This window comes from Nocardioides malaquae, from assembly GCF_015070385.1.
Classification (GTDB): domain Bacteria; phylum Actinomycetota; class Actinomycetes; order Propionibacteriales; family Nocardioidaceae; genus Nocardioides; species Nocardioides malaquae.
The window spans coordinates 20,443-41,746 of sequence record NZ_JADCSA010000015.1; the positions used below are offsets into that span (position 1 = coordinate 20,443).

Below are 21,304 nucleotides of genomic sequence, written 5' to 3' on the forward strand. Positions count from 1 at the left end.
TTGGGGGTCGGTCGAACAGGTCAACCTCCCCCTCTGTCGGAAGAGCCCTTCAGAGTCGCCTGCCCACACGGTCCTTGGTGCCTGAGAGGTTCCGGGGAGGAATTGCCCCTTCGGCGCTGACGTCGTGACGCCAGGCTCTCCCGCATGGGATGAGACAGCGCCCCCGAATCTATCACTCGGGGGCGCTGACGGCTCGTGGCAGCGTGGGCGAGGCCCAGGTGGCTCCGCTCAGCCGATCTTGCGGGCCGCGCGTCGCGCGGCCAGCTCGTCACCTGGCACCGGCGGCTCGTCGCCCGCGGCGATCGTGCGCTCGCTCGGCAGCTCGGAGAGCGTGCCCTCGATCTCACGCCAGACACCGCCGATCGCGATGCCGAAGACGCCCTGGCCACCCTGCAGCAGGTCGATGACCTCGTCGTTGCTCGTGCACTCGTAGACCGAGGCGCCGTCGCTCATCAGGGTGACCCTGGTGATGTCGTCGGTGCCCCGCTCGCGCAGGTGCTGCACTGCCGTCCGGATCTGCTGCAAGGAGATGCCGGCGTCGAGCAGACGCTTGACCACCTTGAGCAGCAGGATGTCGCGGAAGGAGTACAGGCGCTGGGACCCCGAACCCGTGGCGCCGCGCACCGTGGGCTCGACCAGACCGGTGCGGGCCCAGTAGTCCAGTTGCCGATAGGTGATGCCGGCCGCGTTGCAGGCCGTGGGCCCGCGGTAGCCGGTGTCACTGGGCAACGGGGACACGTCGTCGGAGAAGAGCAGACCCTGCTCCTCCGCGACCTCGGTGGCATGCGCGGCTGCTGCCGCGTCCACCTTGTCCTTCTCGTTCTCGTTAACGCCCACGTGGGACCCTCCGTCGTCTACTCCGTTGAGCGTAACTCGATCGGGGAAGGAAGTCGCGGTCGTCGCAAGAACGAGTCACAACTGAGGAGTTACAACGGAGACAGTTCAAGGTAGGCCGCGCACCCCCGGGGGTCAACGCACCTCCGCGGCGTGTCGCAACCCTCACCCTCAGGTTGAGGGTGAGCCTCCGGGCTCCTCGAAGTCCTCCGGCGTCACGTGGTCGAGGAACTCACGGAACTTCTCCACCTCGTCGTCCTGCTCCTCCGGCGCACTGATCCCGGCCATCTCCAGCACGTCGGCGCTGGCGACGATGCGCGAGCCGGTGCGCAGCGCCAGGGCGATGGAGTCGGAGGGGCGCGCGCTCACCTCCACCCCGGAGGCGAAGACCAGGGAGGCGAAGAAGATCCCCTCCTTCACGTCGACGATCTGCACCTCGTCGAGCTGCTGCCCGGTGGCGGTCAGTACGTCACGCATGAGGTCGTGGGTCAGGGGCCTGGGAGGCTCCACCCCCTGCTGGGCGAAGGCGATGGCGGTGGCCTCCACCGCACCGATCCAGATCGGCAGGTAGCGGTCTCCCCCGACCTCACGCAGCAGCACGACGGGTTGGTTCGAGGGCGCCTCCACCCGAACCCCGATCACGTCCATCTCATGCACGGATCCACCCTACTCCCGGGGCGAAGGGTCAGGACTGCTGCAGGCGGGTCTTCACCAAGGTGGCGTGCAGACGCACCGAGAGGGCCGCCAGCTCGCGCGCCGTCTCGTCGGCCCGGGCGCTCGCTCCGGCGTCGCGACCACGCTTCAGCGGCTCGACGACCTGCTCGACGAGCCCGGCCTCCCGGTCGGCGGCGGACTTGTACGCCCGCAGGTGCCGCGGCTCGAGGCCGAAGTTCGCCATCTCCTGGGCAGTCCGCGCGATGAGGAGCGCGTCGGCGTCGAAGTGCCCCGTGCCGGGACGCGCCTGCACCAAGCCGGCCTGCTCGAGCTGGGCCAGGACCTCTTCGTCGATCTCCGCGATCTTGAGCAGCTCGCGGCGCGAGAGGCGCACGTCGGAGCGGGGCGCGAAGGATTCCGGGGAGGGGAATCCGTCGCTGCTCAGCGCGACCTTGGGCACAGTGGGCACCACCGACTCGATCGGCGGAGGCTCGAGGCCCCGGTCGATCGCGTCCAGGTGCTCTCCGATGACCTTCAGCGGCAGGTAGTGGTCACGCTGCATGCGCAGGACGTAGCGCAGGCGTTCGACGTCCTGCGAGGAGAACTTGCGGTAGCCCGCAGGCGTACGGTCCGGCTTGATCAGGCCCTCGCTCTCGAGGAACCGGATCTTCGGGATGGTGACCCCGGGGAAGTCGGGTCGCAGCAGGTCGAGGACCTGCCCGATCGTCATCCGACCCTGGGGCGCCGACCCTGCGGAGGCGGTGGAGGCAGCCATCACGGATCAGTCGGCGTGCCCGGGGAAGAACACCAACCGGTACTTGCCGATCTGGACCTCGTCACCGTCGGTCAACGTGACGGCGTCGATCCGGTCACGGTTGACGTAGGTGCCGTTGAGGCTGCCCACGTCGGAGACCTCGAAGGTCTCCTCCGAACGACGGAACTCCGCGTGCCGACGCGAGACGGTGACGTCGTCGAGGAAGATCGACGAGTCCGGGTGACGGCCCACGGTGACCAGGTCGGTGTCGAGGAGGAACCGCGAGCCCGCTCCCGGGCCGCGCTGCACCACGAGCAGGGCGGAGCCCACGGGGAGCCCGTCGACCGCAGCCGCGTCGACCGCACTCAGGTCGCGGTCGGACGACTCCGCCCGCTCCACGATCGCGCTGATCGTCGTGGTCGTCTCGGCACCAGACCCATTGGCCGGCTCGGCCGCCGCGATCCGGGTGCCGCACTGGGCGCAGAACCGTGCGTCGTCGGGGTTGTTCTTCCCGCAGGCCGTGCAGAACGGCATGTGTCCTCCGCTTCGACGATGACAGGCGTCCGAACCCCGAGAACCCTCACGGTCCGACTGAGGCTCAAGGTTGCTACGAACCTATCAGTGGTGGCAACCGAGGGTTGCCGGGTTGGTCAGGAAAGACCGGCCTGGTAGGCCGCTGCGTCCAGGAGGTTTTCCACCGCGTCGGCCTCGGCCGGCACCACCTCGAAGAGCCACCCCCCGGCGTAGGGGTCGTTGTTGACGAGCTCGGGCGTCGCGTCGAGCGCCTCGTTGACCGCGACGACCTCACCGCTCACCGGCGCGTACAGGTCGCTGACGGACTTGGTGGACTCGAGCTCACCGCACGACTCACCAGCGGTGATGGTGTCGCCGACCTCGGGGAGCTGGACGAAGACGATGTCGCCGAGGGCGTCCTGTGCGAAGTCGGTGATGCCGACGCGCACCGCACCCTGGGTCTCTCCAGGGCTGCGCACCCACTCGTGCTCGGCGGTGTACTTGAGGTCTTCGGGGTACATCCGAACTCCTTCGTGCGACGGCTCTGTGCCGACGAGGCTACTGCCCCTCAGCGGGCTCGGCGAACTCCGGTCGCGGCAAGTCACGCACGGACTCGATGTCGACGGCGTCGAGCTCCTCCATCGCCACGTCGGCGTCCTCCTTGTCCCGCAGCTTGGTGACCGGGCCCGACGGGAACGAGGCGGCGGTGCGCAGCGTGTAGGACTCGCCGATCACCTCGAGGACGTAGGGGGAGGTCAGCGGGACCCCGTCCAGGTGGATCACGCCGTTGACGTCGGAGAAGGAGCTGGACGCCACCAGGCGCACCTCGTCGTTGAACTCCATCGCCTCGCCACCTGCGGTGCGCAGCTCCTGGACGAGGTCGAGGAGGGAGTCGATGCTGACCCGGTCACCCTCCTCGGTGACGGTGATCCGGAGTCCAGGCCCCGTCACCGGCACGGTGCCCGCCAGGATGTTGAGGGTGCGCAGTCGCTGCTCGGCCTGCTCGATGGCGGCACTGCGGGCACTGGTGCTCACCTGCAGCTCGCGGCGTCGTTGCTCCAGCCGCGCGATCTCGCGCCGGGTGCGGTCGGCGGTGCCCGTGAGGCCGTTGAAGATCTCGATCAGCTCCTCCTCCCGGCGCCCCTGGTAGGAGTCGTCCAACCCGGTGCTGCGGACCTGGGTCACCGCCGCGAAGCCCAGCACCGCGAGAAGGACGCCGACGATGGCCTGGGAGCGTCCGGGACTGCCCATCAGGGTGCGCAGGCGCGAGGGCGGCGTGACTGGCTCTGACGACACCGTCGGCTCCGTCGACTCGGTCGGCTCCGACGACTCAGTCGGCGCACCCGGCTCCGTCTCCTCGGGCTCTGTTGCCTCGGTCTCCGGCTCCTCGGGTTCGGGAGCGTCGGGCTCCGCGTCCTGGGGCTCCTGATCCTCGGACTCGGTCTCGGTCTGCTCAGGCTCGGGCGTATCGGGCGCGGGAGAATCGAGCTCCGCCGCGTCGGAGTCCGTCACGTCGGACTCCGGGGCGCGGGTGTCGGAGTCGTCAGGCGTGGAAGACATGGCGTCGGATGGCGGCGGCGTTGGAGAAGATGCGGATGCCCAGGACGACCGTCACGCCGGTGGAGAGCTGGCTGCTGACGCCGAGCTTGTCGCCGAGGAAGACGATGAAGGCTGCCAGCACCACGTTGCTGATGAAGGAGACGACGAAGACCTTGTCGTCGAAGATCCCGTCAAGGTGCGCGCGGAAGCCGCCCAGCACCGCATCCAGGGCGGCCACGACGGCGATGGGAAAGTAGGGCTCGAGGCTGAGCGGGATGTCGGGCTGCAGGAGGATGCCCGCCAGCACCCCGAGGAGCAGGCCGATGGCTGCGATCACGGCTCAGTGGTCTCCTTCACTCGTCGCTCACGTCCCCGGAGGCGCCCGGGACGGCCGAGCGAAGCGTACGGACCCGCGCGGCCGGCAGTTGCAGGTTGTCATCATCCTCCACCTCGAGGACAAATCCCAGCGACCGCGCCACGGCGTAGAAGAGCGATCCGTTGGTGCTGGCCAACAGACGTCCCGACATCTGGTCGGGGTCTCCGACCGCCTCCACGACGTAGGGTGGGTTGAGCGGACGGACGTTGACATGGATGGCTCCGCCGGTGTTCTGGATCGGGCTCACCACGGTCAGCCTCTGCCCGTTGACCGCGATCGCCTCGGCGCCGGCCGCCCAGAGCCCGTCGACGAGGAGGTGCAGGTCCTCGTCCTTGACCCGGATGTCTCCCCCGCTCAGCGGGTCGTCGACGGTGACCCTGAGGCCGGGGCCGCGCACCGCCAGGTAGCCGGTGCGGGTGCCGACCCGGCTCACCCGGGCGGTCAGCTGGTCCTCGCGCTCGCGCAGCTCGCGCAGCGAGGCCTCGGCTGCGGCGTTGTCCGCCAGCAGCTCACCGGCCCGGTCCTGCAGGTCGCGCACCGCCGCCTTCTCCTGGGTGACCCGCTCGGCCAGGCTCGCCCGCCCCAGGGCGTCGACGTCGGCGTTGCGCGACGTCTGCACCGCAGCCACGGTGAGCAGGACGCCGAACACCCCGGTTGCCACGGCCGTCACCCAGGGCCGTCGACCCCGCGACCGCGCCGCGCCGGTGGCCTCCCCCGCCGCCCGACGACGCTCGGCCACGACCCGGTAGTCGGCATCCATGGACTCCTGGGTGAGTCGGGTGAGCAACGGCATCAGGACGTGTCCGGGCACCGGACGGTCGGTGGGGTCGACCACCGTGTCGTCGTCGGGGGTCCGGTCGTTCTCGCCCGGAGCCCGGCGAGCATCCGGTCGTTTCATGGCCGCCCTCCCCCGCCGCGGGGCACCGGCAGGGTGTGGTGCAGCAGCGTGCGCACCTGCCAGGCGTACAGGAGGCCGGCCCACCAGTAGAGGCTGATGCCCCAGCAGGCGAACGCCCAACCGAAGACGTTGGCCAGGGTCGCCAGGGCGCTGTCGCCGCCACCCAGGAGGAGCAGCGGGAAGGCGTAGAGCAGGTTGAACGTGGCTGCCTTGCCGAGGAAGTGGACCGGCAGGGAGCTGTAGCCGCGCGTGCGCAGGAGAGGCACCAGGCCCCACAGGAGCAGGTCACGCAACGGGAGCAGCACCGCGACCCACCACGGGATGAAGTCACGCCACGCCAACCCGACGACCACGGCGAAGATGTAGAGCCGGTCGGCGATCGGGTCGAGCAACGCGCCGAGCCGGGAACGCTGGTCCAGGATCCGGGCGAGGTGGCCGTCGAGCCAGTCGGTGAGCCCGGAGACCATCAGCAGGGCGAACGCGAGTGCGTCCTGCTCCACCACGATGACCAACCACAGGAACAGCGGGACACCCAGCAGGCGGGCCGCGCTCAGGGCGTTGGGGACGGTCCACACCCGCGACGAGGGGGCGTGAGCATCGGTCACCACGGTCGTCCACACCCCTTCTGCCGCCCCGTGCGGCTCCGTCCTACGGCAGCGGCACCAGCGTACCGACGCCTCCGGCGGGTCACGACCCCGGCAAGTCGTCCTGGTGCGCGGCGTCGCGGATCTCGCCGACGAGCTCCTCCAGAACGTCCTCGAGGGTCACCAGTCCGAGGGTGACGCCCTCGTCGCTCACCACGCGACCCATGTGGGCACCTCGACGCTGCAGCGCCTCGAGGGCCGTGTGCAGGGCGTCGTCGGGTCGTACGCTGGCGAACGGCCTGATCCACTTGTCGTCGACCGGGCGGCGTCGGCGTTGCTCGTCAACCTCCAGCACGTCCTTGACGTGCAGGTAGCCCAGGAGGTCGCCCGACTCCTGCTGCACCGGGAACCGGGAGTAACCGGTCGCGGCGCACACCTCCTCGACCTCGGCACCGGACGCACCCCGAGGCACCGTCATCAGCGCCTCCACCGGCATCAGCACCGTGGAGACGGGCTGCTCGGTGAAGCCCAGGGCACCGGCCAACCGGTCGTACTCGTGGGCCTCGATCATCCCCTCGCCGCGGGACTCCTCGACCAGGGCGGCCACCTCCTCGCGCGTGAAGACGGAGTTGACCTCGTCCCTCGGCTCGATCCCCAGCGCCCGCAGCACCAGGTTGGCGCAGGCGTTGATCGCGAGGATGAGCGGCTTGAGTGCCGTCACCACGACTCCCATGGGAGCGCCCAGCACGAGTGCTGCCCGTTCGGGGCCGGCGATGGCGATGTTCTTGGGCACCATCTCGCCCAGGACCACGTGGAGGTAGACGACGATCACCAGCGCGATCGCGAACGCGATGGGGTGCACCAGGTCGGCGGGCACCCCCAACGCCTCGAGGCCAGGACCAATCAGATGGGCGACGGCGGGCTCTCCCACGGCGCCGAGCCCCAGCGAGCAGACGGTGATGCCGAACTGTGCGCCGGCCATCACCAGTGACACCTGCTCCATGGCGCGCAGGGCGGAGCGGGCCATGGCGGACCCGGCGGCGGCGAGGGGCTCGATCTGGGACCGTCGCGCAGAGATGAGGGCGAACTCGGCGCCCACGAAGAAGGCGTTCATCGCCAACAGCGCGATCGCCACGAGGACGGCGGTCAGGTCACTCATGGTCGCCTCCCTCCCCCGGGGCTGCCTCGAGGCACAAGCGGTCGATCCGCCGACCGTCGACGCGCTCCACGAGCAGCCGGACGGCGGAGGCGCCGGGCTCTCCGTCCGATTCCCCCGCGGAACGGCACTCCACCTCGACGCTGTCGCCGACCACCGCGAGCCTTCCCAGCGCCTGGACGACCAGGCCGGCGACGGTGTCGTAGTGGTCGTGCTCGGGCAGGGCCCAACCGGTGGCGTCCTCGACCTCGTCGGGTCGCAGCAGCCCCGAGACCGACCACGAGCCGTCGCGCCGTCGCCGGACGCGCTCACCCATGCGGTCGTGCTCGTCGGCGATGTCACCGACGATCTCCTCGACGACGTCCTCCAGGGTCACGATGCCGGCCTGGGCGCCGTACTCGTCGAGCACCACCGCCATCTGGAAGCCGTCCTGGCGCAACAGCGCCAGCAAGGGGTCGAGGCGCAGGGAGTCGGGCACCACGATGGGCTTCACCATGATCCGCCGCACGCGGGTGGTGGCCCGCTCGTGCAGGGGAAGCGCGACGGCGTGCTTGACGTGCACCGTGCCGACGACGCCCCCGTCGGCGTCGAGCACCGGGAAGCGTGAGTGCCCGCTCTGACGGGCCAGGTCGATGACGGCCGCGGCGCGCTCGGTCTCCTGCAGGCTGTGGGTGCGCACCCGGGGCGTCATGATCTCGCCGGCCGTGCGCGTCCCGAACTCCACGGACCGTTCCATGAGCTCGGCCGTGTCGGCGTCGAGCGTGCCCTCGTCGGCCGACCGCTGCACGAGCGAGGCGAGCTCCCCGGAGCTGCGGGCCGAGCGCAGCTCCTCCTGGGGCTCGATGCCGAGGCGGCGCACGATGGCGTTGGCCGAACCGTTCAGCCCCCGGATCGGCCAGCCCATGACCGTGGTGAACCCTCGCTGGAACCCCTGCGTCGCGCGGGCGGTGGCCAGCGGCAGGGCGATGGCCAGGTTCTTCGGCACCAGCTCCCCCAGCAGCATCGTGCCGAAGGTGGAGAGCGTCAGGCCGATGCCGATCGCGAGGGGCGTGACGGCCCCCGCAGGCGTCCCGAGGGCCACGAGAGGCCCGTCGACGAGCTGCGCGATCGCGGGCTCGGCGAGGAACCCGATGGCCAGGTTGGTGACCGTGATGCCGACCTGCGCCCCGGACAGCTGGGTCGAGAGCGACTGCAGTGCGCTCTGGACACCGGCGGCGCCGGGTTCTCCCGCCCGGACAGCGCGTTCGACGGCGTTGCGGTCGACGGTGACGAACGAGAACTCAGCGGCCACGAAGAGGCCGCAGGCCACCATGAGCAGCACCGAGAGCGCGAGCAGGAGCCAGGGCGTCATGCCCCACCTCCTCGAGAGCGAGGCAGGCGGGGCCGAGGTTGACCGTCCATGCGGTGCTGGGCTCCTCCACGGTTCGGGGCGCGGCGTCGGTCGGAGCCGCCCATCCTAGTGGTGTGCGGGCCCGACCCGGTGCCGCGAGCGGCTCAGGAGGCGACGAAGAGACCCATGGCCGCGGCGACCTCGCTGGTCGAGACCTCCTCGAGCACGTCGTCGGCACGGCTCGTCGAGACCCACCCGACTCCGGGCACCAGCCGACGCACCACCCTGGCCGGGGCGCCGACCACGACGCTGTGGTCGGGCACCTCACCGCGCACGACGGAGGAGGCCCCGACGACGACGTTGCGTCCGATCCTGGCACCGGGCAGGATCACCGCACCCCGCCCGATCCAGGAACCGTCTCCGATCTCGACGGGGTCGTGGCGTCCGAACTGCAGACCGACGGGAGTGTGCGGGTCCTGGTAGCCGTGGTTGGCGTCGGAGACGTAGACGTCCTGGCCGAACCACACGTCGTCACCGATCACGATGGACTCGTGGGCGGTGATCGTGGCGCGCGCCCCGATGACGCAGCGTTCGCCGATCACCAGTCCCCGCTCCGGTGCGGCGGAGTCGCCGGGTCCGTAGCCCACGCTCATCGAGGTGTGGCGGCCGATCATCGTGCCGGCCCCCACATGGATCGACCCGGTGCCGAAGAGCGACAACGGCGGGAACGCGATGCAACTGCCCGGCCCCAGGGTCCCGAACTCGTCGCCGAGCACCGTGCCGGGCGCGATCGCCCCGGCCCGCTCCACCCACCGGTGGGCGGCGTGCAGGGCGGAGGCGACGAGACGCTGACGACGGTTCACGCGGCGTGACACTACCCGCGCGTAGCCTGGCGCGGGCCGAGTCCGGCGATGAGGGCTCGGAGGTCAGGGCGGGGAGGGCAGGTCGATCGTGCGGCCACCGCGGGCGAGGATCTCGCGCTCCGTGGCGCTGACGATCCGGAAGAGCCGGGTGTTGCGCCCGAGCCGCGCCTGCTCGGGCAGGACTCGTTGTGACGCGCGGACCGCTGCCGTCAGGCCGGCGTGCGCCGCGCGGTGCACCGGTGTCCAGCGGAAGCCGAACGCCTGCCGGACACGCTCGGGCAGGAGGCCCACGACCACCAGGCCGGTGCCGCGCGAGCCGAGTCGGATGCGGGCCGGCACCGGCATGGCGGTGGCGATGGCGCGACCCACCACCCGCGCCTCGTCCGTGACGTGGAAGTCGGGCCCCTCGATCTTCCCCCGCAGCCAGGCATCGAACTCGGGGGCGGTCGGAGGTGCCACCTCCCTCGGCATCCCGAAGAGCTCCCCGAAGTGGATCCAGTCCTGCCACAGGTCCTCACGCTCGGCGGGCGTCAGCGGACGTACCAGTGCCTCGAAGCAGACGCGCGAGGAGTCCGCCAGCACCGCCATCGTCCACAGCATCAGCTCGGGGTCGAAGGCGTCGTAGGGCGTTCCCTGCGCGAAGCGGCCTTCCGTGCGGGGCAGCACTCCCCTGACCCGGTGGTGCATGTGCCGGACCCCGGCCAGCACTCGGTCAGCCTCCGCGCGGGTGCCGAAGAAGACGGTCTCGAACGCCTCCGCGGTGGCGGCCAACCGCGAGAACGGACGTTCCTTGGCGTGGGTGGAGGAACTCGTGCCGACGTACGGCACCGGCTGGGTGGCGCCCAGGACCAGCGCGCGCTGACCGTAGGTCTGCCCCACGGCACGGTGCGCCTGGACGCGCTGGAGCAGGGTCCCGTCGAAGTGGCCCGACCCTGCGGATCCCTGACCCATCGAGGCTCCTTCCCCGCAGCGGTCACCCGCGCGTTGCTCCTCCCCCATCGTGTCACGCCCCCGAGGTCTCAGGAGTGAGCGAGGACGCCCAGGGGTAGGAGCCGGTGGTCCGCGTCGACCAGATGCGGCTCGTGTCACGGGAGTCCTTGCCAATGCCAGAGCAGAAGTCGGCGGTGCTGGTGCCGCCACGCCAGCGTCAGTCGCGTCCCCTCACCGTCGCGTCGGTGCCTGCGGGGCACGTGTACGTCCGTCACCTGGCGCCCCTCGATGGTGGCGGCCCACGACGCCTGCCCGACCCCGTGCCGGCAGGCGGACGGCCCAACGGCGCCGCCTGGTGGCCGCCGGTGATGCTCGACCCGACCTGGCTCGCCACCGCCGACTTCGACCTCCTCCACCTGCACTTCGGCTTCGACGCCTGTGATCCCTCGACCCTGGAGGAGGTGGTCGAGGTGCTTCGTCGCCGCGGCAAGCCGTTCGTCTTCACCGTGCACGACCTGCGCAACCCACACCACGAGGACCGCACGCTCCATGACGCCCAACTCGACGTGCTCGTGCCCGCCGCCGACGCGGTCATCACCCTCACCCGGGGCGCGGCGACCGAGATCGCCCGCCGCTGGGGCGTGGAGGCCACGGTCGTCCCGCACCCCCACGTCGTCGACCTGGAGACCTCGGCCGCCCTCCGGCGCCAGCGCCACGACCGCGACGGCGCCGGCCCCTTCCGGGTGGGCCTGCACGTCAAGAGCTTGAGGGCGGGGATGGCTCCCCACCGCATCCTGCCGACGTTGATCGAGACCGTGGCGAACCTCGACGACGCCGTGCTCCAGGTCAACGGGCACCGTGACGTGCTGGAGCGCGGGGGGGCCCGGTTCGACGACGAGCTGCACGCGTTGCTGTCGGAGGCGGCGCACCGCGGACTCGTCGACCTCCGGGTGCACGACTACCTCAGTGACGCCGACCTGTGGCAGTACCTCGCCTCGTTGGACCTCGCCGTCCTGCCCTACCGCTTCGGCACCCACTCGGGCTGGCTGGAGGCGTGTCGCGACGTCGGCACCACGGTCCTGGCGCCGACCTGCGGTCACTTCGCCGACCAGGGACCGGTGCTGACCTACACGCACGACGAGGACCACTTCGACCCCGCGAGCCTGCGGACGGCGGTGCTGCGGGCGTACGAGGAACGCCCGAGCTGGGGGGCGAGTGAGGCCGAGCGGCGCCAGCAACGCCACGAGGTGGCCGCCGCCCATGACGCGATCTACCAGGACCTCGTGCGATGACGACGCACTCCACCCACTCCCTGCGCGGCCGGTGGCGGGACGAGGCAAGGCTGCGCATCTGCCTGGTGGCCAACGCACGGTTCCCGATCCGCCAGCCCTTCATCGGGGGTCTCGAGTCGATGACCTGGCACCTGGCGCGGGGCCTGCGTCGACGGGGACACGAGGTGGCGCTCTTCGCCGCCCCCGGGTCGGACCCGGCGCTCGACGTCGAGAAGCTGCCTCTCACTCCGACGCAGGGCAACGCCGGACGGCGCCACTCCGGACGGAACGACGTCGACGCACCGGAGTGGATCGAGGCCTCGGAGCACGTCGCCTACCAGCGGCTCCTCGCCGACCTGTCCGCCGGTGAGCGTCACTTCGACGTCCTCCACAACAACAGCCTCCACCCCCTTCCGCTGGCCGAGGCCGCGTCGCTGCCGATGCCGGTGCTCACGACGCTGCACACGCCTCCTCTCGCGGCGATGGAGAAGGCCATCAGGACCGGTGGCGGACGACCGGCCTTCACCGCGGTCTCGGAGTTCACCGCGAGGTCCTGGGCGCCGTTGGTGGACGCCTCCTGCGTGCCCAACGGGGTGGACACCGACCTGTGGCCGGCTGGCCCCGGAGGAGACACGGCCGTGTGGTCGGGACGTCTGGTGCCGGAGAAGGCTCCCCACCAGGCCATCGACGCGGCCCGCCACGCCGGGGTGGCGCTGGTGCTGGCGGGTCCCGTGCTGGACGACGCCTACTTCGCCGCCGAGATCAGGCCCCGACTGGGAGGCAGGGTCATCTGTGCCGGGCACCTGCGACAGCCGGCCCTCGCCCAACTGGTGGGCCGCTCGTCGGTGGCCGTGGTGACGCCCGACTGGGACGAGCCCTTTGGACTCGTCGCGGCGGAGGCGCTCGCGTGCGGCACCCCGGTGGCGGCCTACGCCCGCGGTGGGTTGCCGGAGGTGGTCGGTCGACACGGCAGCTTCGCGCCGGCCGGAGACGTCGTCACCCTCGGTCAGGCGATCCGGGAGGCACGCGGACTGGACCGCCGTGCTGCCCGGCGCCACGCCGAGCGGCACCTGTCGGTCGCCACGATGGTCGAGCGCTACGAGGACCACTACCGCCTCCTTCTGGACACAGGGGTGGCCGCGTGATCGGTCACTACGTGCACCACCACGGCAGCGGCCACCTGCACCGGGCCATGACCATCGCGCCGCACCTGCCCGAGCCGGTCACCGGCCTCTCCTCCCTGCCCCGTCCCGACGGCTGGCAGGGCGACTGGGTGCAGCTGCCCCGCGACGACTCCGACCCGGTGGGCTACGCGACCGCCGACGTGACCGCCGGCGAGCGGTTGCGCTGGGTGCCACTGCAGGACGACGGCCTGAGGGAGCGTACGCACGCCCTCTCCTCCTGGATCGAACGGGAGCGACCCTCCGCCATGCTGGTCGACCAGTCGGTGGAGGTCACCCTGACCGCTCGCCTGCACGGCGTCCCCGTCGTCGGCTTCACGGCTCCCGGACACCGGGGCGACCCGGCCCACACGCTCGGGTTCGACGTCTGCTCCGCCTTGGTGGGCGCCTGGCCCGAGGGCTGTACCGACGCCATGCTGCCGGGCGTCCCGGAGCGGATCCGGCGCCGCTTCACGGCCGTCGGGGGGTGCTCCCGGTTTCCCGTGGCCCTGCCCGAGCACCGACCCGGGCCCGGCCGACGCGCGGGCCGCCACGTCGTGGTGATCGCCGGCGACGGCGGCGACTCCTTCTCGGCTCCCGCCCTCGAGCGGGCCCGCGCCAGCACGCCAGACTGGACCTGGACCGTGCTCAGTCGCCGCCTCGGCACCTGGCACCCCGACCCTGCAGCGCTGCTCGCGACGGCCGACGTGGCGGTGATCCATGCCGGCCAGAACTCGGTCGCGGAGGTCGCGTCGCTGCGGGTCCCCGCGGTCGTGGTGCCGCAACCGCGACCCTTCGACGAGCAGGTGACGACCGCGACGGTGCTGTCGGAGGGTTGGCCGGCGCTGGTTCTGGACACGCTGCCCGACGTCGGGTGGTCCGACGTGCTGGAGCAGGCGGCATCACTCGACGGTGACGCGTGGCAGAGCTGGTGCGACGGACGGTCGGCGGAACGCGTGGCGGCGCTGGTGCGCGCCGTCATCCACGAGAGGAGAGCAGCATGAGTCGCGTCGCGGTGATCACGGTGGCCCACGGTCGCCACACCCACCTGGCCGGGCAGCGTGCCACGCTGGCGGCCTGCGGGCCCGCCCCGGACGACCACGTGGTGGTCGCCATGGACGACTCGGAGCTGGTGGAGCGCGGGGTCGCCCGCGTCAGCGTCGACGCCGTGACCCTTGCCGACTCGGGGGTCACGGCCCTGCCCCTGGCTGCGGCCCGCAACGCCGGCGCCCGGGAGGCACTGGCGCACGGCGCCGAGGTGCTCGTCTTCCTCGACGTCGACTGCCTGGCCGGCTGCGACCTGGTCTCGGGCTACACCGAGGCCGTACGCATGCGACCCGACGTCGTGTGGTCCGGTCCGGTCACCTACCTGCCCCCAGCCCCCGTCGCCGGCTACGACCTCGACCGTCTGGCGGAGATGGACGACCCCCACCCGGCCCGCCCCGCACCGGCGCCTGGAGAGCTGGTGGTGGGCGCCGACCCCGACCTCTTCTGGTCACTCTCGTTCGCGTGCAGCGCGGATGCGTGGCGCACGACCGGTGGCTTCTGCGAGGACTACGTGGGCTACGGCGGTGAGGACACCGACTTCGGACGCCTGGTCGAACGCTCGGGGCTCACCCTGGGCTGGACCGGCGCGGCGCGGGCCTACCACCAGTGGCACCCCGTCTCGGCCCCGCCCGTGGAGCACCTCGACGACATCGTGCGCAACGCCAACCTCTTCCGCGAACGCTGGGGCGAGGACGCGATGGAGGCGTGGTTGCTCGAGTTCGCCCGCCGGGGGCTGGCGGCCCGACGCGCCGACGGCAGCTGGCAGGTGCTGCAGTCGGAGACCCGTCGTCCTTGGCGGCGGTCGGCGTGACGACGCCCGTGCTCGACATGGACTTCGGCCCGCTCACGATCGCCCACGACGCGCGGGTCCTGGAGCCGAGGCCGTGGACGGTGCTGCAGTCGCGCTGGGCAGCGGACCTCTCCCCCGAGCTGCCCGGTGGACCGCTCCTCGAGCTCTGCACGGGGGCCGGCCACATCGGGCTGCTCGCGGTGCACCTCTCGGGCCGGCCCGGCGTGCTCGTCGACGTCGACCCCGCGGCCACCTGGTTCGCCCACGCCAACGCCGAGCGCGCAGGGCTCGCTGACCGCGTCGAGGTGCGGCTCGGACGGGCCGAGGAGGCGGTGCGTCCCGACGAGTCGTTCGGCCTCGTCATCGCCGACCCGCCGTGGGTGCCGTCGGCGTCCGTCGGCCGCTTCCCCGACGACCCACTCCTCGCCATCGACGGTGGCCACGACGGACTGGCGATCGCCTGGACCTGCCTGACGGTGATGGGCGACTGCCTGGCCCCCGGAGGGGCCGGACTGCTCCAGCTGGGCGACCACGCCCAGGTCGACGCGGTGCGTGAGTGGCTGGCCCGTGACGACACGCCGGCCCTGCGGGTGACGGACGTACGGGCCCACGAGGACCGCGGGGTCGTGGCCCTGCTGCGCTGGGCCGGCTGAGGTCCGGACCGGACTGCGGCAAGCCACGTGTGACGCCGTCGGGGTGGGGGTAGGTGGGTGCCAGTCCGAACTTTCCAGGAGGCAGCCCGTGCTCACCCCTCGCCCCGTCGGTCCCCTCTCCGGATGGGTCCACGGCGTCCTCGTCGGCGCTGACCCGGCCCCCGCGCCCGAGGTCGCCAGCGACGACCCGGTGCTCGACCGTGACCTGCAGCTGGCGCTGTGGACGCTCTACGAGCTGCACTACGGCGGCTTCGACGACGCGGACCCCGACGCGGACTGGGACCCCACGCTCATCGCCTTCCGCCGCCAGCTCGAGCGCCTCTTCGAGGCCTCCGTGCGGGAGCGGACGGCCTCCGTGATGCCCACCGAGGCGCCCGCGACGGACATCGAGGGCGTCGTCGCCCAGCTGACGCAGGTCATCGACGCCGTCACCGGGCCTGACCTGACGGGTCACCTGCAGCGTCGCGCCGACCTCGCGCAGTTCACCGAGTTCATGCGCCTGCGCAGCATCTATCACCTGAAGGAGTCCGACCCGCAGAGCTTCGTGCTCCCGCGCGTGCGCGGTGGCGCCAAGGTGGCGCTGGCCGAGCTCCAGTACGACGAGTTCGGCGCAGGCCGCCCCGAGATGCTCCACCAGCGGCTCTTCGCCGGGGCGCTGGAGGCGTGCGGCCTTGAGGCCGACTACGGCGTCTACATCGACGAGGCCGACGCCTCCACCCTGGCCGTGAACAACGTGATGTCGCTCTTCGCGCTCAACCGCAGGCTGCGGGGTGCCAGCCTCGGTCACCTGGCCGCCTTCGAGGCCACGAGCAGCATCCCCTGCCGCCGCATCGCGCAGGGCACCCGCCGTTTGGGGCTGCCCGACGCGGCGGCCGCCTACTGGGACGAGCACGTCGAGGCCGACGCCGCGCACGAGCAGGTCGCCCTCCGGGACATCTGTGGGCGCGTGGTCTCCGACGAACCTGCCCTGGCGGGTGACGTCCTGATGGGAGCGGCCGCCTGTGCCGTGCTCGACGCGGTCGCCGCCCAGGAGCTGCTCGGCCGCTGGGATGCCCTCGACGAGTCGCGAGGGGCGGCATGAGCGTGCGTACGCAGGTCTGCCCCCACGGCCCGCTGCTGGTGCGCGGCGCCGACGCCTGGCCCGACGCCGACGGAGAGCTCCACGCGGTCGAACGCCCCGTCGTCGCGGTCTGCCGGTGCGAGAAGTCGCAGCGCATGCCCTGGTGCGACGGCACCCACAAGCTGATGCCCCCCGGGTGGGACACCGCCGCTCCGGAGACAGCGGCGCCGCGACCGACACGCCCCCGTCTCGCCACTGGTGGTGAGTGAGGTGCGCGCCGTCTGGGGCGAGCCAGCCCACTCCACGTCGGGCCCGCTGCCGGTCTCCTGCGACGACGTCGTGATCGGGGCCGGCGTGACGGGACTCGTCACCGCGCTGACCCTGGCTCGGGCAGGTCGTGACGTCTGCGTGTTGGAGGCCCGCCGCGCCGGGGCCGGCGCCACGGGCCGCAGCACGGCCAAGTTCTCCCTCCTGCAGGGCACCCGGCTGCAGCAGGTCGTGCAGCGGCAGTCGGTCGCCATCGGTCGCTCCTACGTCGCAGCGAACCGGGCGGGCCTGGAATGGCTGCGTGCCTTCTGCGAGGACCAGGGCATCGTCGTGCAGGAGCGGGTGGCCGCCACCTACGCGCGGTCTGCCGACGAAGTCGGTTCCGTGCGCACGGAGCACCAGACCGCTCTCGAGCTGGGTCTCGACGTCGCCTGGCACGACGGCCCGCTCGACGGTCTGCCCTCCCACGGCGCCACCACCCTGGCCGGGCAGCTGCAGGCCGACCCCGTGCACCTGGTGCAGAAGCTGGTCGCTGCCGTGCGCAGCGCCGGCGGCCGGGTCGTGGAGGGCGCGCGGGTGCGGCGCCTGTCCCCCGACGCCGCCACCGTGCACCTCGAGGGCGGTCGCAGCGTGCGGGCCGACTCGGTGGTCGTCGCGACCGGCACCCCGGTGATGGACCGTGGACTGCACGTGACGCAGGTGAAGCCGATGCGGTCCTACACCGTGGCCTACCGGTGGGACGGTCGTCTCGAGCACATGGCGCTCTCGGCCGGCAGCGACGGACGCTCGGTGCGTGACGCGGTGGACCGCGACGGCAACCAGCTGCTGCTGGTGGGCGGCGCGGGGCACGTCGTCGGGCGTACGCGCGACGAGAGCGCTCACCTGGACCGGCTGCGTGACTGGACCCGGCAGCACTTCGCCGACGCGGTCGAGGTCGCCGCCTGGTCGGCGCAGGACTACGAACCGACCCACGGGGTGCCCCTGGTCGGTCGGATGCCGCTGACCCGCGGTCGCGTGCGGGTCGCGACGGGGTTCGCGAAGTGGGGCTTCACCAACGGGACGGCCGCTGCGTTGGCCATCGCCTCCGACATCGTCGGAGACGAACCGCTCCACCTCCCGGGCCACTACCTGGGCGCCACGCCCGCCCCCGCCTCGTGGGCGCGCAACAACGCCACCGTCGGGCTGCGCCAGGTGCGCGACGTCGCCCAGGTCGCCCTCCCGGGCGCGGGCGACGTCGGTGTCACCGACGCCGCCAGGGGATGCGGCATCTGCCCGCACATGGGCGGCGTCCTGCACTGGAACACAGCGGAGAGGTCCTGGGACTGCCCGCTCCACGGCTCTCGCTTCGCCCCCGACGGCAGCGTCCTCGAGGGCCCCGCGACCCGGCCGGCCAAGGTGCCGAGCGCACCAGAGACCACATGGCCAGCAGAGACCGGCACACAGAAGGGATCACCCATGCAGCAGAACGAGCAGTCCACGCCGCACGACGCGTCGGGTGGACAGGTCAGCGAACCCGAGGCCAACCCTGTCCCGCCGGGACAGGACCCGAGCACCACCCCGGGGGTCGACGACACCCCGCAGACCGCTCCCGACCAGGAGCACTGACCCTGGTCACCACCACACGCTGAGCCAGGTCGCCCACCCCGGCTGGGGTGGGCGACCTATTTGCTTACTGCTCGCCGCGGCTCCGGCGCGCCGAGACGTACGCAGGCGCCCGCAGGCGTTCGACCCATCGGTAGTTGCCCAGCTCTGGGTGCGGGGAGCGCACCGGGTCGAAGGACGGATCCTCGGGGCTGCGGGCGATGAGCCTCAGCTCACCGAACCGCACCCAGTCGCCGCGGCCGAGGGCGTACGACAGCACGTGGCGCTCCTTCTCCGCCGGCTCCGCGCGCAGGAACACCGGCCCCACGGGCGTGGGGTAGGGCAGCAGCGACGTGTAGCCGCTGATCCGCGCCGCCCGTGCCGGCAGCAGCACGAAGCGGCTCCAGGGCCCGGCGCCCGTGGAGGCCAGGAGGATGTCGGCGCCCTCCCACTGCGGCAGGCGCAGAGCCAGGCCCTGGATGTCCCACGACCACGCCGGCAGGCCGACCGCGGCGGAGCGTCGCACCAGCACGTCGTCGTGCCCCGGTTCGTCGAGCCATGCGACGCCGACGCGGGAGGAGGCGCCTCCCTCACGGGTGAGCACCCCCTGCCAGACCTCCCCGCGCGGGTGCAGCGGCTTCGGAGCACGGCGCAGCGCCGCCACCCCGAGGGTGGCGCCGGAGAGCAGCAGCCCGCCGACGCCACTGACGGCGTCGGAGACGGTCCTCGACACCTGCCTCACCCCTCAGGAGACGGAGGCCGCGAAGCGTTCCCACACCCGGTGGGCCGACATCAGCTCCTGGACCTCGGCGAAGACGTCGACGCCGCTCTCCCCCACCACGACACCCACGTCGCCCTCGCCCGTGCCCGCGAGCCGCAGGCCGGTCGCGCCATCTCCCCAGGCGCCGAGCACCTTGGCGTGGCGCCAGCACTCCTCGACGAGCAGCTTCACCCGGGGGTCGAGGGCCGGGTCACCCCCGGCCCCAGCCTTGGCATCACGCGCCGGCAACGCGTCAGGCGCAGGGACGGGGCTGGCGGCCAGCAGCAGGGCGTCGAACTCGACCGACCGCGCCGTGGCGAACGTCCGCTGCACCGTCGCTCCCGCCACCTCGCCGCCGTGGGGCGCCACCACCAGCGGCACCATGCCGGCGGCGAAGACGGCCGCGCGCACTTCCTGCAGCGCCTCGGCATCGGTGGCGTCATCGACGACGATGCCCACCATGCGACCGTCGCCCGGCCAGGTCTGCCCCAGCTGCGACAGGGCGGCGCTCGGCGTCACGTCGGCCAGCGGCTCCGACGGCTCGGGCGTCGGCATGCCGAGCGCCGTGGCCACCTCGGAGCAGAGCACCGGGTCGATCTGCGCCAGGCACTGCAGCTGTCGGGCCTTGATCGTCTCCTCGTAGCACTTGCCGAGCTCGAAGGAGTAGGCCCTGATGATGTGCTCCTTCTCCACCGGCGTCATGCTCTGCCAGAAGAGACGAGCCTGTGAGAAGTGGTCGTCGAAGGACGCGGGGTTCTCCCGCACCTTCGTGGCAGCCGGGATCTCGACGGGGGTGTCGAGGAACGCGTTGTCCTCGTTCCCGGCGAAGAACGGACAGCCGCCGTCGAGCGAGTTCGGCTTGTAGGGCGCGACGCCGACGTGGTCCGCGTGCTGGTGGAAGCCGTCGCGGAACATGTCGTTGACCGGCGCGTGCGGTCGGTTGACCGGGATCTGGTTGAAGTTCGGGCCGCCGAGCCGGCTGAGCTGGGTGTCGATGTAGGAGAAGAGCCGGGCCTGCAGCAGCGGGTCGTCGGTGACGTCGATGCCGGGCACCAGGTGGCCCGGGTGGAAGGCCAGCTGCTCCACCTCGGCGAAGAAGTTGCGCGGGTTGGCGTTGAGCGTCAGCAGGCCGATGGGCTGCACGGGTGCGAGCTCCTCGGGCACCAGCTTGGTCGGGTCGAGCAGGTCGATGCCCTCGAACTCCTGCTCGGGGGTGTCGGGGAAGACCTGGATGCCGAGCTCCCACTGCGGGTGGGCGCCCGACTCGATGGCGTCGTAGAGGTCGCGGCGGTGGAAGTCGGGGTCCACGCCGTTGATCAGCTGGGCCTCCTCCCACGCCAACGAGTGCGCGCCGAGCTTCGGCTTCCAGTGGAACTTGACCAGCGAGGTGACTCCCTCGGCGTTGGTGAGCCGGAAGGTGTGGACTCCGAAGCCCTCCATCATCCGGTAGGAGCGCGGGATGCCGCGGTCGGACATGTTCCACATCGTGTGGTGCTGGGCCTCGGTGTGCAGCGAGACGAAGTCCCAGAAGGTGTCGTGGGCGCTCTGCGCCTGCGGGATCTCCCGGTCGGGGTGCGGCTTGGCGGCGTGCACGACGTCGGGGAACTTGATGCCGTCCTGGATGAAGAAGACGGGCATGTTGTTGGCGACGAGGTCGAAGTTGCCCTCCGCCGTGTAGAACTTCGTCGCGAAGCCGCGGGTGTCGCGCACGGTGTCGGCGGAGCCGCGGGACCCCAGCACGGTCGAGAACCGCGTGAAGACGGGGGTGGTGACCCCCTTGGCCAGGAAGGCGGCGTGGGTGACGGTCTCGGCGGTGCCATAGCCCTCAAAGACGCCGTGCGCGGCGGCGCCGCGTGCGTGCACGACCCGCTCGGGGATGCGTTCGTGGTCGAAGTGGGTGATCTTCTCGCGCAGGTGGTGGTCCTGGAGCAGCGTGGGACCGCGTCGTCCGGCCTTCAGCGAGTGGTCGCTGTCGCGCAAGCGGGTGCCGGTGGAGGTGGTCAGGAACTCGCCCTGCTGGGCGCGGGCGTCCTGCAGCGCACCGGTCTCTGCACCGGTCGCGGTGCGCGTGGCGGGACCTCGCTGGTCGTCCTTCGGCGGCAACGGCGGCTGCGGCTCGGTGGGCTCGTCGGCCGGCGGCGAGCCGGGGCCGGGGCGGCCGGGGATCGTCTCTGCGGTGGACTCGAGGGTGCGACGCGCCGCGTCGACGGTCTCCTCGACGGCTTCGGCGACCTTCTTCGCGGCCTTGCTGGTGTCCATGCCATACCTCCGAGATCGGGTGGGG

The 21,304-nt window shown here is 71.9% G+C and carries 23 protein-coding genes and 1 riboswitch; of the genes, 8 read left to right on the plus strand and 15 right to left on the minus strand.

Features of this window, described 5'->3' with window-relative positions:
* Positions 1 to 58 precede the first annotated feature (58 nt).
* Positions 59 to 153: riboswitch (glycine riboswitch) on the minus strand.
* Between the two features lie 75 nt (positions 154 to 228).
* The 13 genes from IEQ44_RS13725 to IEQ44_RS13785 form a co-directional block, all read right to left on the minus strand.
* A complete protein-coding gene (locus IEQ44_RS13725; RefSeq protein ID WP_193639086.1) occupies positions 229 to 807 on the minus strand; it encodes a MerR family transcriptional regulator in 579 nt (192 codons plus the stop codon).
* Positions 808 to 1,005: 198 nt separating this feature from the next.
* Positions 1,006 to 1,491, minus strand: coding sequence for a bifunctional nuclease family protein (locus tag IEQ44_RS13730; RefSeq protein ID WP_193639037.1), 486 nt, complete (start codon positions 1,489 to 1,491; stop codon positions 1,006 to 1,008).
* Between the two features lie 28 nt (positions 1,492 to 1,519).
* A complete protein-coding gene (ftsR, locus tag IEQ44_RS13735; protein ID WP_193639038.1) occupies positions 1,520 to 2,263 on the minus strand; it encodes a transcriptional regulator FtsR in 744 nt (247 codons plus the stop codon).
* 6 nt (positions 2,264 to 2,269) lie between these two features.
* On the minus strand, positions 2,270 to 2,776 hold the full coding sequence (locus IEQ44_RS13740) for an FHA domain-containing protein (RefSeq protein WP_193639039.1): 507 nt from the start codon (positions 2,774 to 2,776) through the stop codon (positions 2,270 to 2,272).
* Positions 2,777 to 2,892: 116 nt separating this feature from the next.
* The gene (gene gcvH, locus IEQ44_RS13745) at positions 2,893 to 3,276 is read right to left on the minus strand and encodes a glycine cleavage system protein GcvH (protein ID WP_193639040.1); all 384 of its coding nucleotides are present in this window, start codon (positions 3,274 to 3,276) and stop codon (positions 2,893 to 2,895) included.
* Positions 3,277 to 3,313: 37 nt separating this feature from the next.
* Positions 3,314 to 4,315 carry a DUF881 domain-containing protein gene (locus IEQ44_RS13750; RefSeq protein WP_227487490.1) on the minus strand — a complete coding sequence of 334 codons (1,002 nt, stop codon included), beginning with the start codon at positions 4,313 to 4,315 and terminating at the stop codon, positions 3,314 to 3,316.
* The gene (locus IEQ44_RS13755) at positions 4,299 to 4,631 is read right to left on the minus strand and encodes a small basic family protein (protein WP_193639041.1); all 333 of its coding nucleotides are present in this window, start codon (positions 4,629 to 4,631) and stop codon (positions 4,299 to 4,301) included. The genes IEQ44_RS13750 and IEQ44_RS13755 overlap by 17 nt, the downstream gene beginning before the upstream one ends.
* A 16-nt stretch (positions 4,632 to 4,647) precedes the next feature.
* The gene (locus tag IEQ44_RS13760) at positions 4,648 to 5,568 is read right to left on the minus strand and encodes a DUF881 domain-containing protein (protein WP_193639042.1); all 921 of its coding nucleotides are present in this window, start codon (positions 5,566 to 5,568) and stop codon (positions 4,648 to 4,650) included.
* Positions 5,565 to 6,173 carry a cardiolipin synthase ClsA gene (clsA, locus tag IEQ44_RS13765; protein ID WP_193639043.1) on the minus strand — a complete coding sequence of 203 codons (609 nt, stop codon included), beginning with the start codon at positions 6,171 to 6,173 and terminating at the stop codon, positions 5,565 to 5,567. The genes IEQ44_RS13760 and clsA overlap by 4 nt, the downstream gene beginning before the upstream one ends.
* An 82-nt stretch (positions 6,174 to 6,255) precedes the next feature.
* Positions 6,256 to 7,311 carry a hemolysin family protein gene (locus tag IEQ44_RS13770; protein ID WP_193639044.1) on the minus strand — a complete coding sequence of 352 codons (1,056 nt, stop codon included), beginning with the start codon at positions 7,309 to 7,311 and terminating at the stop codon, positions 6,256 to 6,258.
* Positions 7,304 to 8,659 carry a hemolysin family protein gene (locus IEQ44_RS13775; protein ID WP_193639045.1) on the minus strand — a complete coding sequence of 452 codons (1,356 nt, stop codon included), beginning with the start codon at positions 8,657 to 8,659 and terminating at the stop codon, positions 7,304 to 7,306. Before IEQ44_RS13775 ends, IEQ44_RS13770 begins: the two co-directional genes overlap by 8 nt.
* Before the next feature lie 143 nt (positions 8,660 to 8,802).
* Positions 8,803 to 9,501: an acyltransferase gene (locus tag IEQ44_RS17975; RefSeq protein WP_319804681.1), complete on the minus strand. Its 699-nt coding sequence runs from the start codon at positions 9,499 to 9,501 to the stop codon at positions 8,803 to 8,805.
* A gap of 63 nt (positions 9,502 to 9,564) precedes the next feature.
* Positions 9,565 to 10,452 (minus strand): oxygenase MpaB family protein, encoded by an 888-nt coding sequence (locus IEQ44_RS13785; protein WP_193639046.1) that lies wholly within the window; start codon positions 10,450 to 10,452, stop codon positions 9,565 to 9,567.
* A 152-nt stretch (positions 10,453 to 10,604) separates the two neighbouring features.
* On the opposite strand from IEQ44_RS13785, the gene IEQ44_RS13790 reads away from it, so the two are divergent.
* The 8 genes from IEQ44_RS13790 to IEQ44_RS13825 all read left to right on the plus strand — a co-directional run bounded on the left by IEQ44_RS13790 (position 10,605) and on the right by IEQ44_RS13825 (position 18,284).
* Complete coding sequence (locus IEQ44_RS13790; protein WP_193639047.1) at positions 10,605 to 11,723, plus strand: glycosyltransferase; 1,119 nt, start codon at positions 10,605 to 10,607, stop codon at positions 11,721 to 11,723.
* Positions 11,720 to 12,847, plus strand: coding sequence for a glycosyltransferase (locus tag IEQ44_RS13795; RefSeq protein ID WP_193639048.1), 1,128 nt, complete (start codon positions 11,720 to 11,722; stop codon positions 12,845 to 12,847). Before IEQ44_RS13790 ends, IEQ44_RS13795 begins: the two co-directional genes overlap by 4 nt.
* Positions 12,844 to 13,866 carry a glycosyltransferase gene (locus tag IEQ44_RS17980; RefSeq protein WP_193639049.1) on the plus strand — a complete coding sequence of 341 codons (1,023 nt, stop codon included), beginning with the start codon at positions 12,844 to 12,846 and terminating at the stop codon, positions 13,864 to 13,866. Before IEQ44_RS13795 ends, IEQ44_RS17980 begins: the two co-directional genes overlap by 4 nt.
* Entirely contained in the window at positions 13,863 to 14,720 is an 858-nt protein-coding gene (locus IEQ44_RS13805) for a glycosyltransferase family 2 protein (protein WP_193639050.1), read from the plus strand. Before IEQ44_RS17980 ends, IEQ44_RS13805 begins: the two co-directional genes overlap by 4 nt.
* A complete protein-coding gene (locus tag IEQ44_RS13810; RefSeq protein ID WP_319804682.1) occupies positions 14,717 to 15,352 on the plus strand; it encodes a class I SAM-dependent methyltransferase in 636 nt (211 codons plus the stop codon). Before IEQ44_RS13805 ends, IEQ44_RS13810 begins: the two co-directional genes overlap by 4 nt.
* A gap of 88 nt (positions 15,353 to 15,440) precedes the next feature.
* Complete coding sequence (locus IEQ44_RS17985) at positions 15,441 to 16,433, plus strand: iron-containing redox enzyme family protein (RefSeq protein WP_193639051.1); 993 nt, start codon at positions 15,441 to 15,443, stop codon at positions 16,431 to 16,433.
* Positions 16,430 to 16,681, plus strand: a complete 252-nt coding sequence (locus IEQ44_RS13820; RefSeq protein WP_193639052.1) for a CDGSH iron-sulfur domain-containing protein — start codon at positions 16,430 to 16,432, stop codon at positions 16,679 to 16,681. The genes IEQ44_RS17985 and IEQ44_RS13820 overlap by 4 nt, the downstream gene beginning before the upstream one ends.
* A complete protein-coding gene (locus IEQ44_RS13825) occupies positions 16,674 to 18,284 on the plus strand; it encodes an FAD-dependent oxidoreductase (RefSeq protein WP_193639053.1) in 1,611 nt (536 codons plus the stop codon). The genes IEQ44_RS13820 and IEQ44_RS13825 overlap by 8 nt, the downstream gene beginning before the upstream one ends.
* A gap of 64 nt (positions 18,285 to 18,348) precedes the next feature.
* Here IEQ44_RS13825 and IEQ44_RS13830 read toward each other — a convergent pair whose 3' ends face one another.
* Complete coding sequence (locus tag IEQ44_RS13830; RefSeq protein ID WP_193639054.1) at positions 18,349 to 18,993, minus strand: hypothetical protein; 645 nt, start codon at positions 18,991 to 18,993, stop codon at positions 18,349 to 18,351.
* Between the two features lie 12 nt (positions 18,994 to 19,005).
* Positions 19,006 to 21,279 (minus strand): catalase, encoded by a 2,274-nt coding sequence (locus tag IEQ44_RS13835; protein WP_193639055.1) that lies wholly within the window; start codon positions 21,277 to 21,279, stop codon positions 19,006 to 19,008.
* Positions 21,280 to 21,304 lie beyond the last annotated feature (25 nt).

Coding starts and splice junctions, on each gene's coding strand:
- ftsR (WP_193639038.1), bottom strand. CDS start 2,263: ATGGCTGCCTCCACCGCCTCCGCAGGGTCGGCGCCCCAGGGTCGGATG.
- IEQ44_RS13740 (WP_193639039.1), bottom strand. CDS start 2,776: ATGCCGTTCTGCACGGCCTGCGGGAAGAACAACCCCGACGACGCACGG.
- gcvH (WP_193639040.1), bottom strand. CDS start 3,276: ATGTACCCCGAAGACCTCAAGTACACCGCCGAGCACGAGTGGGTGCGC.
- IEQ44_RS13750 (WP_227487490.1), bottom strand. CDS start 4,315: ATGTCTTCCACGCCTGACGACTCCGACACCCGCGCCCCGGAGTCCGAC.
- IEQ44_RS13760 (WP_193639042.1), bottom strand. CDS start 5,568: ATGAAACGACCGGATGCTCGCCGGGCTCCGGGCGAGAACGACCGGACC.
- IEQ44_RS13770 (WP_193639044.1), bottom strand. CDS start 7,311: ATGAGTGACCTGACCGCCGTCCTCGTGGCGATCGCGCTGTTGGCGATG.
- IEQ44_RS13775 (WP_193639045.1), bottom strand. CDS start 8,659: ATGACGCCCTGGCTCCTGCTCGCGCTCTCGGTGCTGCTCATGGTGGCC.
- IEQ44_RS13785 (WP_193639046.1), bottom strand. CDS start 10,452: ATGGGTCAGGGATCCGCAGGGTCGGGCCACTTCGACGGGACCCTGCTC.
- IEQ44_RS13790 (WP_193639047.1), top strand. CDS start 10,605: ATGCCAGAGCAGAAGTCGGCGGTGCTGGTGCCGCCACGCCAGCGTCAG.
- IEQ44_RS13795 (WP_193639048.1), top strand. CDS start 11,720: ATGACGACGCACTCCACCCACTCCCTGCGCGGCCGGTGGCGGGACGAG.
- IEQ44_RS13805 (WP_193639050.1), top strand. CDS start 13,863: ATGAGTCGCGTCGCGGTGATCACGGTGGCCCACGGTCGCCACACCCAC.
- IEQ44_RS13820 (WP_193639052.1), top strand. CDS start 16,430: ATGAGCGTGCGTACGCAGGTCTGCCCCCACGGCCCGCTGCTGGTGCGC.
- IEQ44_RS13835 (WP_193639055.1), bottom strand. CDS start 21,279: ATGGACACCAGCAAGGCCGCGAAGAAGGTCGCCGAAGCCGTCGAGGAG.